The sequence below is a fragment of the Sphingopyxis jiangsuensis genome (genome assembly GCF_016734905.1).
GTDB classification, from domain to species: Bacteria; Pseudomonadota; Alphaproteobacteria; order Sphingomonadales; family Sphingomonadaceae; genus Sphingopyxis; species Sphingopyxis jiangsuensis.
Genome location: NZ_JAERPO010000003.1, coordinates 52,501 through 64,689, shown reverse-complemented (window position 1 = coordinate 64,689; position 12,189 = coordinate 52,501). Strand labels below are relative to the sequence as shown.

11 protein-coding genes, 1 tRNA gene and 2 rRNA genes (1 of these 14 only partly in view) are annotated in these 12,189 nt (G+C 63.5%); 8 read left to right on the top strand and 6 right to left on the bottom strand.

What is annotated here, in order from left to right:
* Positions 1-3 precede the first annotated feature (3 nt).
* The 6 genes from JI743_RS13225 (at position 4) to JI743_RS13200 (ending at position 6,486) form a co-directional block, all read left to right on the top strand.
* A complete protein-coding gene (locus tag JI743_RS13225; protein ID WP_201928821.1) occupies positions 4-945 on the top strand; it encodes a bifunctional riboflavin kinase/FAD synthetase in 942 nt (313 codons plus the stop codon).
* 87 nt (positions 946-1,032) lie between these two features.
* Positions 1,033-2,079, top strand: coding sequence for a glycerophosphodiester phosphodiesterase family protein (locus tag JI743_RS13220; RefSeq protein WP_201928820.1), 1,047 nt, complete (start codon positions 1,033-1,035; stop codon positions 2,077-2,079).
* Between the two features lie 82 nt (positions 2,080-2,161).
* Positions 2,162-2,452 carry a GIY-YIG nuclease family protein gene (locus tag JI743_RS13215; protein WP_201928819.1) on the top strand — a complete coding sequence of 97 codons (291 nt, stop codon included), beginning with the start codon at positions 2,162-2,164 and terminating at the stop codon, positions 2,450-2,452.
* Between the two features lie 160 nt (positions 2,453-2,612).
* On the top strand, positions 2,613-5,513 hold the full coding sequence (ileS, locus tag JI743_RS13210) for an isoleucine--tRNA ligase (RefSeq protein WP_201928818.1): 2,901 nt from the start codon (positions 2,613-2,615) through the stop codon (positions 5,511-5,513).
* Positions 5,513-6,040 (top strand): signal peptidase II, encoded by a 528-nt coding sequence (gene lspA / locus JI743_RS13205; protein ID WP_201928817.1) that lies wholly within the window; start codon positions 5,513-5,515, stop codon positions 6,038-6,040. The genes ileS and lspA overlap by 1 nt, the downstream gene beginning before the upstream one ends.
* A gap of 26 nt (positions 6,041-6,066) precedes the next feature.
* A complete protein-coding gene (locus JI743_RS13200; protein ID WP_201928816.1) occupies positions 6,067-6,486 on the top strand; it encodes a DUF3035 domain-containing protein in 420 nt (139 codons plus the stop codon).
* 148 nt (positions 6,487-6,634) lie between these two features.
* On the opposite strand, the gene JI743_RS13195 is transcribed toward JI743_RS13200, so the two are convergent.
* Positions 6,635-7,003, bottom strand: coding sequence for a winged helix-turn-helix transcriptional regulator (locus JI743_RS13195; protein ID WP_201928815.1), 369 nt, complete (start codon positions 7,001-7,003; stop codon positions 6,635-6,637).
* A gap of 80 nt (positions 7,004-7,083) precedes the next feature.
* Here JI743_RS13195 and JI743_RS13190 point away from each other — a divergent pair, with 80 nt between their 5' ends.
* The gene (locus tag JI743_RS13190) at positions 7,084-7,518 is read left to right on the top strand and encodes a PaaI family thioesterase (RefSeq protein WP_201928814.1); all 435 of its coding nucleotides are present in this window, start codon (positions 7,084-7,086) and stop codon (positions 7,516-7,518) included.
* A 7-nt stretch (positions 7,519-7,525) separates the two neighbouring features.
* Here the strand turns inward: JI743_RS13190 and dxs are convergent, their stop codons facing one another.
* Both dxs and JI743_RS13180 read right to left on the bottom strand, forming a co-directional pair.
* Positions 7,526-9,454, bottom strand: coding sequence for a 1-deoxy-D-xylulose-5-phosphate synthase (gene dxs, locus JI743_RS13185; protein WP_201929090.1), 1,929 nt, complete (start codon positions 9,452-9,454; stop codon positions 7,526-7,528).
* 46 nt (positions 9,455-9,500) lie between these two features.
* The gene (locus JI743_RS13180) at positions 9,501-9,740 is read right to left on the bottom strand and encodes a hypothetical protein (RefSeq protein WP_201928813.1); all 240 of its coding nucleotides are present in this window, start codon (positions 9,738-9,740) and stop codon (positions 9,501-9,503) included.
* A 307-nt stretch (positions 9,741-10,047) separates the two neighbouring features.
* On the opposite strand from JI743_RS13180, the gene JI743_RS13175 reads away from it, so the two are divergent.
* Positions 10,048-10,935, top strand: a complete 888-nt coding sequence (locus JI743_RS13175; RefSeq protein ID WP_201928812.1) for a MipA/OmpV family protein — start codon at positions 10,048-10,050, stop codon at positions 10,933-10,935.
* A 65-nt stretch (positions 10,936-11,000) separates the two neighbouring features.
* Here the strand turns inward: JI743_RS13175 and JI743_RS13170 are convergent.
* From JI743_RS13170 to JI743_RS13160, 3 genes are all read right to left on the bottom strand, one after another.
* Positions 11,001-11,077: transfer RNA gene (locus JI743_RS13170), tRNA-Met, on the bottom strand.
* 111 nt (positions 11,078-11,188) lie between these two features.
* A 5S ribosomal RNA gene (gene rrf / locus JI743_RS13165) occupies positions 11,189-11,303 on the bottom strand.
* A 114-nt stretch (positions 11,304-11,417) separates the two neighbouring features.
* Positions 11,418-12,189, bottom strand: a 23S ribosomal RNA gene (locus JI743_RS13160); it runs 2,019 nt beyond the window's last position.

The window sequence follows — 12,189 nt, the reverse complement described above, 5'->3', positions numbered from 1 at the left end:
CAGATGATCCGCCTCGACGGCCACCAACGCATCGAAGAGCCGCTGCGCGGCGGGGTGATCGCGCTCGGCAATTTCGACGGATTCCACGGCGGCCATCAGGCGGTCGTGGGCCGCGCCGTGCGCCATGCGCGCGACGAGGGGCGACCGTGCATCGTCGCGACTTTCGACCCGCATCCGGTCCGCTTTTTCAAGCCCGACGTCGCGCCCTTTCGCCTGACCACGCTCAACCAGCGGCAAGAGCTGTTCGGAGCGGCGGGCGCCGACGCGATGCTCGTGCTGCCCTTTGACGCCGTGCTCGCGGCGACAAGCGCCCAGGATTTCATCACCGCGCTGCTCCTCGACCGGTTCGGCGCGGCGGGCGTCGTCACCGGCGCCGACTTCGTCTTCGGCAAGGGGCGCGGCGGGAATGTCGTCACGCTCGCCGACCATGCCCGCCGCCTCGGCTTTTTCACCGAAATGGTCGCGCCGGTCGACGATGCCGATACCGTCATTTCGTCGAGCCGCATCCGCGAAGCCTTGCAGGCGGGCGATTGCGCGACCGCCGAACGCCTGCTCACGCGCCCCTTCACAATCCGCGGCACGGTGCAGCATGGCGACAAGAACGGGCGCCTGCTCGGCTTTCCCACCGCTAATCTCGAACTCGGCACCTATTTGCGCCCGCGCTACGGCATCTATGCCGTTACCGGCCGCCTGCTGAGCGAAGGTCCGGAAGGCCGCATCCTGAAGGGCGCGGCGAATATCGGCATCCGTCCGAGCTTCGACCCGCCCAAGGAATTGCTCGAACCGCATTTCTTCGATTTCGACGGCGATCTGTATGGCCAGGAAATCGACGTTGCCTTCCACGCCTTCATCCGCGGCGAAGCGAAGTTCAACGATATGGCTGCATTAATGGAACAAATCGCAGTGGATTGCGACGCAGCAAAAGCGCTACTCGCCGACATATAGCGGCATCGTCGCCCCGGACTGATCCCGGGGTCATACGGCGGCGTAGAAGTGGGTTCCGGAACATGTCCGGAATGACGAAGGGGGCGCATGACGGACGAACAGGATTGGGCCGCGGGGCTCGAAGGCCCGCCCAAGAAGCCGATGAAACGCAGCACCAGGATCATGCTCTGGTTGTTCGCTGCGCTCGTCGCGTGGCTGACCTTGTCGAACGCGAGTTTCCTCGCGCCCGATCCCGAAGGAAAAGCCCGCCTGATCGCGCATCGCGGCGTTTATCATCTCTATGACAAGCGCGCCGCGATCGGTCGCGACACCTGCACGGCGGCGCATGCGTTGCCGCCCGATCATGAGGTTTTCGAGAATACCCCGGATTCGATGCGCTGGGCGGTCGGGCTCGGCGCGAACATGGTCGAGATCGACGTCGCGCCGACGAAGGACGGGCGCATGGTGCTGTTCCACGACTGGACGGTCGATTGCCGCACCGATGGTCATGGCAACACGCGCGACCTGACGCTTGCCCAGCTCAAGCGGCTCGACATCGGCCATGGCTATACCGCCGACGGGGGCAAGAGCTTTCCGCTGCGCGGAAAGGGTATCGGCAAGATACCAACGGTCGAGGAAGGCCTCGCCGCGCTTCCGGTCCACCCGATCCTGTTCAACTTCAAATCGAAGGATGCGGGCGAAGCCGACCAGCTTTTCGCGATACTGAAAGCGTCGGGCCGCGACAGCGTCAAACTGGGCGACGCCTTTTATGGCGGCGCCGCACCGGTCAAGCGAATGCGCGAATTGATGCCCGGCAGCTGGTCCTTCGACCTCCAGCGCGACGCGCGCGCGTGCAGCAAGGACTATATCACCTATGGCTGGACCGGCTTTGTTCCCGAAAGCTGCCGGAACGGCGCGCTCGCCATCCCGATCAACTATCAATGGGCGTTCTGGGGCTGGCCCGACCGGCTGATCGCGCGCATGGACAGCGTCGGTGCGCGCGTCATCGTCTTTGGTCCGTATGAAAGCGGCAAGTCGAACGAGGGGCTGACCGATCCCCGCCAGCTCGCCAAGGTTCCCGCGAGCTTCAACGGCTATATCTGGGTCGACAATATCCGCGAAGTCGGCCCGGCGCTGCGGCCTCGACAGAAGTAACAACCCTGCGAGCTGCCCGCTCAATCCGCTTTCCGGACAGGGTGAACCCCGGCGAAAGCGGGGCCCATTTTAGCGGCGCGCCATGAAACAGGGCTGGGTCTATATCCTCACCAACAAGCGCAACGGCACTCTCTATATCGGCGCGACCAGCAACCTTGCCCAACGGATAAGACAGCACCGCGAAGACTTGATCGAGGGCTTTGCCAGCAAATACGGACTTAAGATGCTCGTCTGGCATCAGCATTTCGACAATCTCCACGACGCCCGCCGCCGCGAGGTTCAGATGAAGGAGTGGAAACGGGCGTGGAAGATCGAATTGATCGAATCCGCCAACCCCGACTGGCGCGATCTCTATTTTGAGCTTTTGCGCTGACCATCTGGGCCCCGGCTTTCGCCGGGGATCACAAAGCGGGACTGCCAATTCGTGATCCCCGGCGAAAGCCGGGGCCCAGACGCCCGTGGTGTTCCTCGAAAGGTGATCCATCAACTTAAACGTGACTATTCCGCCCCACTTGCGCTAAGCGCCGCGCACCATGACCGACACGCCTGCGACCGAAGCCCGCGACTATCGCGACACCGTCTTCCTGCCCAAGACCGACTTTCCGATGAAAGCCGGCCTGCCGCAGAAGGAACCGGCGATTCTGGCGAAGTGGCTCGAAGCCAACCTCGAAGGACAGATCCGCGCGGCGCGGCAGGGCCGCGAGCAGTTCATCCTCCACGACGGCCCGCCCTATGCCAATGGCGACATGCACATCGGCCATGCGCTCAACCATATCCTGAAGGACATGGTCGTCCGCACCCAGACGCTCAAGGGCAAGGACGCGCCCTACGTCCCCGGCTGGGACTGCCACGGCCTGCCGATCGAATGGAAGGTCGAGGAGCAGTATCGCAAGAAAAAGCTCAACAAGGACGAGGTCCCGGTCGAGGAATTCCGCGCCGAATGCCGCGCCTATGCGCAGCATTGGGTCGACGTCCAGCGCGAGCAGTTGAAGCGCCTCGGCATCGGCGGCGACTGGGACAATCCGTACCTGACGATGGATTATGAGGCCGAGGCAACGATCGTCCGCGAGCTGATGAAGTTCGCGGAGAGCGGCCAGCTCTATCGCGGCGCCAAGCCGGTGATGTGGTCGCCGGTCGAAAAAACCGCACTCGCCGAGGCCGAGGTCGAATATGAGGATATCACGAGCACGCAGATCGATGTGGCGTTCGAGATCACAGAAGCGCCTGAGGTCCCGAAGTTGGTCGGCGCTTTCGCGATAATCTGGACCACAACCCCTTGGACCATCCCCGTAAACCAAGCGATAGCCTACAATCCTGCGCTTGAGCAGATCGACTATTCAGCATGTTACGGAGTATTTAACGCCTCTGACGGGCGGCGCTATGTTTTGTCTCAGACGTTGGCACCGGCTTTTGCGGCCCGTTCAGGCCTTGAGCTGACTTTGGAGTCGGCGCTATCCAACGACGCACTACGGGGTGCCATCGCGCGCCACCCGATGCACGCGCTCGGCGGCTTCTTCGCGCGCCCGCGCCCCTTCCTCGCGGGCGATTTCGTCACCACCGACAGCGGCACCGGGCTCGTCCATATGGCGCCCGACCATGGCGAAGACGACTTCGACCTGTGCAAGGCGAACGGGCTAGACCCCGTGTTCGCGGTCGAGGGCGACGGCAAATATCGCGACGACTGGGGCTGGCTCGGCGGTCAGGGCAGCGTCATCAACCCCAAGTTCAACGCCCCCGACGGCCCGATCTGCACCGACCTGCGCGACGCCGGCGGCCTGCTCGCCGCCAGCGCCGACTATAAGCACAGCTATCCGCACAGCTGGCGCTCGAAGGCAAAGATCATCTTCCGCTGCACCCCGCAATGGTTCGTGCCGATGGACAAAGTCATCGACCGCGACACCCCGCGCTGCGCCGACGAAGCGCAAATCCGCGCCGCCCAAGGCGACGGCGAAACGCTGCGCCAGACCGCGATGCGTGCGATCGCCGACACGCGCTTCGTCCCCGCCAAGGGGCGCAACCGCATCGGGTCGATGGTCGAGGGGCGCCCCGACTGGGTTCTGTCGCGCCAGCGCGCGTGGGGGGTGCCGATCACGCTTTTCGTCCACCGCCAAACCGGCCAATATCTCGTCGACGCGGCGGTCAACGCGCGCATCGTCGCCGCGGTGAAGGAGGGCGGCGTCGACGCGTGGAGTGACGCGCGCGCGCAGGAGTATCTTGGGCCGGACTATGACGCCGCCGATTATGAGCGCATCACTGACATCCTCGACGTCTGGTTCGATTCGGGCTGCACCCACGCCTTTGTGCTCGAAAGCGGCAAATGGCCGGCGCTCGTCCGCCGCGACGGCGGCACCCACAGCGCCGACCTTTACCTCGAAGGCAGCGACCAGCATCGCGGCTGGTTCCAGTCCTCGCTGCTCGAAAGCTGCGGCACGCGCGGCCGCGCGCCGTACAAGGCGGTGCTGACCCACGGCTTCACCATGGATGCCAAGGGCATGAAAATGTCGAAGTCGCTTGGCAACACGATCAGCCCGATCAAGGTGATGGAAACCAACGGCGCCGACATCATCCGCCTGTGGGCGCTGTCGGTCGATTTCACCGAGGATCACCGCATCGGCGACGAGATTCTGAAGGGCGTCGCCGACCAGTATCGCAAGCTGCGCAACACCTTCCGCTACCTCTTGGGCGCGCTCGACGGCTTTACCGAAGAAGAACGCGTCACCGACGTCGCGGCAATGCCCGAGCTCGAACGCTATATGCTCTCGCTGCTCGCCGACCTCGACGCAAAGCTCGCGCGCGCGGTCGATGATTTCGACTTCAACGCCTATACGCGCGCGCTCGCCGATTTCTGCAACGAGGATCTGTCGGCCTTTTACTTCGATATCCGCAAGGACCGGCTCTATTGCGACGTCAATGTCGCGACCGGATACCAGACCCCCGAACGCGCCGCCTATCGCAGCGTACTCGACACGCTGTTCCACGCGCTGATCCGCTACGCGGCGCCGGTGCTCGTGTTCACCGCCGAAGAGGTTTGGAGCACGCGCTATCCCGATGCGGGTAGCGTGCATTTGCTGGAGTGGCCGACGCTCCCGTCGTTCGAACGAGACAAAGATCTCGTCATTCGGAATGCGGAACTTCGGGAGTTGCGCGGCAAGGTGACCGAAGCGATTGAGCCTGTCCGCCGCGAAAAGATCGTGCGTTCCAGCCTCGAAGCGGAAGTCACCATGAGTGACTTGGAAGTTATTCTCCGCAATCTTGACCGCGCCTATCTGGCCGAAATCTTCATTTCCGGAATCGTACATCTCGAGGCCGGCCACGAGGGCATTTCAATCAAGCCAACCACCCACCACAAATGCGGTCGCTGCTGGCGCCATCTGCCCGAGGTCGAGAGCGACGGCGCCTTGTGCAATCGCTGCGAGACGGTATTGGACGCCTGATGAGCAGCACCCGTTCGCCGTACCTGCGCTTTGGCCTGATCGTCGCCGCGCTCGCCTTCATTCTCGACCAGACCAGCAAATGGGTCGTCATCGTCCCCCTGTCGCTCGAGACCAAGCCCTATGGGATGATCGAGCTGACCAGTTTCTTCAACCTGACCTGGGCGGAAAATTGCGGGATTTCGCTGTCGATGTTCGCCAGTTGCACCGACACGACACGCTGGACGCTCGTCGCGGTGACCGCGCTCGTCGCGGGGGCAGTCGCCTTCTGGATGGCGCGCGAAAAGGCGCGCGGCGACGTCCTCGCGCTCGCGCTGATCCTCGGCGGGGCGATCGGCAATATCCTCGACCGGGTGCGGTTCGGCTATGTCGTCGATTTCGCCGACCTGCATTTCGGCGATTTTCGCCCTTTCATGATCTTCAACGTCGCCGATGCCTGCATCAGCGTCGGCGTGCTTTTGCTGGTTGCGCGCGCGCTGCTCTTGGGCGAAAAGGCCCCTCCGGCAGCCGAGCAGGCCGCCAAAGAATAAACGGGGCGCATAGGAGTATTTTTGACGTGAACCGGACCACCGCCTTCCTAGCCGCCACGATTTTCGCGACCACGCTGTCGGCGTGCGGGTCGAACAGCCTGTTCAACCGCGACCGTCCCGACGAAATGCGCGTGTCGCGCCAGGCGCCGCTCGTCGTACCGCCCGATTTCTCGCTCACCCCGCCGGCACCCGGCGCGGCGCGTCCCGGCGGCGAATCGACCGCCGAGCAGACGCTGCGCGCGCTCTTCGGCGGCGCCGCACCGCGCAGCGCGACCGAAGCCGCGATCATCGGCAGCGCCGACGGCACCCGCGCCGATCCCGGCATCCGCAGCCAGATCGGTAGCCCCGACACGCAGGTCGTCGACAAGGGGCTGACCGTCCGCGACATCATCGCCGCCCCCGAAGGCGACGGCCGCGACGCGAGCGCGGCAATACCGGGCGCGTAAGGCAACCGGCCATTTCCAATCGCGATTATGGCTCTCTGCCGCCAAGGCCGATGACGGCTTTGGGGTGGGGAGCTGTTATTCCCAAGGTTCGTCATCCCGGACTTGATCCGGGATCCATTTATGCAATGTCGGGAAAATGGATCCCGGATCAAGTCCGGGATGACGATGACGTGAGGCTCTGCCCCCCGCCCCCTCCGTCCCCGGCACGCGGCAGCCATTCGTCGCCCCACGCCCTGATCGCCTCATAGGTTGGCCGCAGTGCCTCGCCCGCAGGAGTGAGGCGATAGCGCGCGCGGCGGCCCTCGGGCGGTACGCGCTCGATCACTCCCGCCTCGATCATCCAGCCGAGCCGCGAGGTCAGCGCTGCGCGCGAAATGCCGAGCCGCTCGACGAAATCCTCGAACCGGTCGCGCCCGACAAAGGCTTCGCGCAGGATCAGCAGCACCCAGCGATCGCCGAGCAGGCGCGAGGCGCGCCCGATCGGACAAGGCGACCGCGAGGCGACATATTCCTTCATAAGTCTTCTTTTAAGACTTGACGCGGCACGGGGGCAAGCGGCATTTGGTCTGCATATCAGACTAAATAAGGATTCTCCCCATGCACGGTCCCCGCTTTGCCGACAATGACGAGGCCGTCGCCTATATGAAGCGCGTCGGGGTCGAGGGGTCGGGCTTCACCGCCTTCCTCGGCGTCGAGCCGCTGCGCGTCTTCGATGGCGAGGCCGAACTGCGGCTCGCGATGCGCCCCGACCTCACCCAACATCACGGCTTTGCGCACGGCGCGGTCGTCGGCGCGATGGCCGACAATGCCTGCGCCTGGGCCGCTAGCAGCGTCGTTGGCGATGTCGTGACCGGCAGCTACACGATCAACTTCCTCGCGCCCGCCAAGGGTACGCATCTGCTGGCGACAGCCAAGGTCGTCCGCGCCGGCCAGCGCCAGGCCGTCGTCCGCGCCGAGGTCTGGGCCGAGAATGAAGGTGTAGAACCCAAGCTCTGCGCCATCGCGCAAGCGACGATCGTTCCGGTGGGCTAAGCAGGCGTTACGCCCGCGCGCCCGCCTCCTCGACGCCCGCGCTGTTGTGGCGCAGCGCTTTCAGCACCGTGTCGACGATTGCGGGGGCGTTGAGCCCGGCGGCTTCATATTGCAGCTCGGGCTTATCCTGATCCTGGAACATGTCGGGCAGCCGCATCGTGCGCAGTTTCAGCCCGGCATCGATCAGCCCCTCGTCGCTCGCGAGCGTCAGCACATGCGCGCCGAGACCGCCGATGCTGCCTTCCTCGATCGTCACGCACACTTCATGCGCAGCGAGCGTCTTGCGGATCAGTTCGTCGTCGAGCGGCTTGGCAAAGCGCAGGTCGATGACGCTCGTCGAAAGCCCGCGCGCTTCGAGCGTGTCGGCGGCTTTGAGCGCTTCGGCAAGGCGCGTACCCAGTGAAAAGATCGCAACGGTCTTGCCCTGCCGCACGACGCGCCCCTTGCCGATTTCGAGCTTTTGCGGAACGTCGGGCAGCGGCACGCCGGTGCCATTGCCGCGCGGATAGCGGAACGCGATCGGGCCATCGTCATATTCGGCCGCAGTATAGGTCATGTGGACGAGTTCGGCCTCGTCGGCGGCGGCCATGACCACCATGTTCGGCAGCGTCGCCAAATAGGTGACGTCGAAGCTGCCCGCATGGGTCGATCCGTCGGCGCCGACGAGCCCCGCACGGTCGATCGCGAAACGCACCGGCAGGTTCTGGATGGCGACATCGTGGACGACCTGGTCATAGGCGCGCTGGAGGAAGGTCGAATAGATGGCGGCGAAGGGCCGCATCCCCTGCGCCGCGAGCCCCGCGGCAAAGGTGACCGCATGCTGCTCGGCGATCCCGACGTCGAACGCGCGGTCCGGATGCGCCTTTGCGAACTTGTCGACGCCGGTGCCCGACGGCATCGCCGCGGTGATCGCGACGATGCGCGGATCACTGTCCGCAAGCTTGGCAAGCGTCTCGCCAAAGACATTCTGGTAAGCGGGCGGCCCCGGCGGCGCCTTCGCCTGCTCGCCGGTGATGACGTCGAATTTCTGGACACCGTGATATTTGTCGGCGGACGCCTCGGCGGGGGCATAGCCCTTGCCCTTCTTGGTCACCGCATGGATCAGCACCGGGCCGTGGTCGCTGTCGCGCACATTTTCGAGCACCGGGATCAGATGGTCGAGATTATGACCGTCGATCGGCCCGACATAATAAAAGCCCAGTTCTTCGAACAGGGTGCCGCCCATCGCCATGCCGCGTGCATATTCGTCGGTCTTGCGCGCCGCCTTGTGGAGCGGCTCGGGCAGCTTGCGCGCGAAGCGTCGCGCAATCTCGCGCAGTTCGAGGAAGGGGCGCGAAGAGACGAGCTTGGCGAGATAGGCCGACAGCCCTCCCACTGGCGGCGCGATCGACATGTCATTGTCGTTGAGGATGACGACCAGCCGGTTGCCCGCCTGCTTCGCATTGTTCATCGCCTCATAGGCCATGCCCGCCGACATCGACCCGTCGCCGATCACCGCGATCGCGCGGCCGGGTTCATTCTTCAGCTTGTTGGCGATCGCAAAGCCCAGCGCCGCGCTGATCGAGGTCGACGAATGCGCCGCGCCGAACGGGTCATATTCGCTCTCGCTGCGCTTGGTGAAGCCCGAAAGGCCGCCGCCCTGGCGCAGCGTGCGGATGCGGTCGCGGCGTCCGGTGACGATCTTGTGCGGATAGCATTGGTGCCCGACGTCCCACACGAGCTTGTCGCGCGGGGTGTCGAACACATAGTGGATTGCGGTGGTCAGTTCGACAACGCCAAGGCCCGATCCCAGATGGCCGCCCGTCGTCCCGACGGCCGAAATCATCTCCGAACGCAGTTCGTCGGCGAACTGGCGGAGCTGTTCGGGCTTGAGCTTGCGGAGGTCGGCGGGGACATCCACCGTGTCGAGCAGCGGCGTATGCGGAACGTCGGTCATCCCGCGGTCATAAAGGTTGCCGCCGATACTGTCGAACGAAAAGGGGTCATTCGCGCGTTGCGTTTTCATCCGCGTCACGGCGTTTGGCGGCGTCGATCTGTGCATAAAGGCCGCGCACCATCAGGTCGGTGAAGACGAGCATCACGCCGATCATTCCGACAAACAGCGCGACCGCCACGACGGGAAAGGGACCAAGGTCGCCGATCACCCCGCGCCGCGCCGCTACCGCGAGCAGGCCTGCCACCGCCATCATGGCATAGCCCGCAAAACGCCCTGCCCGGGTCATCGTGGGGAACCAACCGGCATGCAGCGGCATTGAGGAGCAACGAGCGAAAGCAACGGCATCGCAGCACGATGCGGCGAAATGGTCCGCACCGCAAGCCGAAGTCGTTGCATCGTGCCGCCAATGACATACAACTTCTTCCCAGAGGGATGACGACAGGAAACCCATGCGCCGCGCGGTACTGCTTTCCCATCTGCGTTTTGATCCCATGCGCCTCGTCGCGGTTGCGGCTTGCGCCTTCTCGGCGTCGGCGTCGGCCGGCGAACCGGCGGCCCTGGCCCCAAATCCCCTGCTCGATGACACACGCGCTTTGCGCGAAGATGCCGCGGCAAGCGGCAGCGCTTCGGCGACTATGCTGGCGCAGGAAAGCGGAACGATCGACGAAGCGATTCTGCTCCCCCCCATCCCCCCGAACGGCGAGAATGGCGAGCGCAAATGGGCGCGCGACTATTTTTCGATCGCGGCAGGGATCGTCAGCGTCCCGAGCTACAGCGGGTCGGACGAGCGCAACATACTGCCCGGCTTCTACCTGCGCGGCCGTGTCAGCGGCTTTGCCTTTTCAACCCGCGGCACCAACTTGCAGGTTGATCTCGTCCGTCAACGGCGCGGCGAGAAAACCGACGTCAAATTGGGCCCGATCATCAACCTGCGCAGCGACCGCACTGGGCGCATCAAGGATCCGCAGGTCGAGGCGCTGGGTGAAAAGAAGCTAGCGATCGAAGCGGGCGTAATGGCCGGTGTCACGCATACCGGCCTCGTCACCAGCGGCTACGACCAGCTGGGTTTCCGCGTCGTCGCACTCAAGGATATATCCGGACGCCACGGAAGCTGGGCGATCTCGCCTACCATCGACTATGGCACGCCGCTGTCAAAGCGCGCCTATGTCGGCGTTTCGGCGTCGGTCAACCTCTATGGCAAGGGCTTCGGCGGCTATTATTACGATATCGATCCGGCGGGCAGTGCCGCGAGTGGCTTGCCGGTCTATGACCGCGCCGGACGGAAGGCGACACTCGGCAAATACACCCTTGGCATGGCGGGCGCCTATGCGCTGTCGGGCGACTTGCGCAAAGGTTTCGTGCTGGTCGGCGGGGCGCAATATGGCCGGATGCTCGGCCGGTTCGGCGATTCGCCGATCGTCAGCATCGCGGGCAGCCGTAACCAGTGGCTCGCCGGCGGCGGCGTGGCGTATCAGTTCTGAAAGGCGAAACCGAGCAGCAACGCACACGAAAAAACCCGCTGCCCAATGGGTCAGCGGGTTGGTGTTGGTTGCGGGAGTAGGATTTGAACCTACGACCTTCAGGTTATGAGCCTGACGAGCTACCGGGCTGCTCCATCCCGCGTCAACCAGTCACACGAGCCCCCGATGGGAGCCGTGAAAACAGCAAAGGGCGGCCAACGCCGCCCTGACTTTGTGAATGGGTTTTCCATTTCGACCTTACGCCGGCTGCAATGCCTGGCGACGTCCTACTCTTCCGGGGCTTAAGCCACAGTACCATCGGCGCTGTCAGGTTTCACGGCCGAGTTCGAGATGGGATCGGGTGGGTCACTGACGCCATGGTCACCAAGCAATGAAGCCGGCGTAGGTCAAAAGGGTTTCAATCGATGTCCGTGCAATACTGTCTGATCAATCATCCACTATCGCGGACAAGCCCATCAGGCCTGTCGTTGATGGCGGGACTCTTAAGTGCGAATAGAGCAATTAGTATCGGTTAGCTCCACGCGTTACCGCGCTTCTACATCCGATCTATCAACGTGGTGGTCTTCCACGGCTCTGTGAAATCTTATCTTGAGGGAGGCTTCCCGCTTAGATGCTTTCAGCGGTTATCCCGTCCATACATAGCTACCCTGCTGCGCGGCTGGCGCCACGACAGGTACACCAGAGGTATGTTCAACCCGGTCCTCTCGTACTAGGGTCAACTCCTCTCAAATTTCGACGCCCACGGCAGATAGGGACCAAACTGTCTCACGACGTTCTGAACCCAGCTCACGTACCACTTTAATTGGCGAACAGCCAAACCCTTGGGACCTGCTCCAGCCCCAGGATGTGATGAGCCGACATCGAGGTGCCAAACGATTCCGTCGATATGAGCTCTTGGGAATCATCAGCCTGTTATCCCCGGCGTACCTTTTATCCGTTGAGCGATGGCCCTTCCACTCGGGACCACCGGATCACTATGACCGACTTTCGTCTCTGCTCGACTCGTCAGTCTCGCAGTCAGGCAGGCTTATGCCATTGCACTCTCGCAGACGGTTTCCAACCGTCCTGAGCCTACCATCGCGCGCCTCCGTTACTCTTTAGGAGGCGACCGCCCCAGTCAAACTACCCGCCACAGAGGGTCCCTGATCCAGTTTCATGGATCGAGGTTAGACATCAGAAAACAACAGGGTGGTATTTCACCTATGGCTCCACCAGATCTGGCGACCTGGCTTCAAAGCCTCCCACCTATGCTAC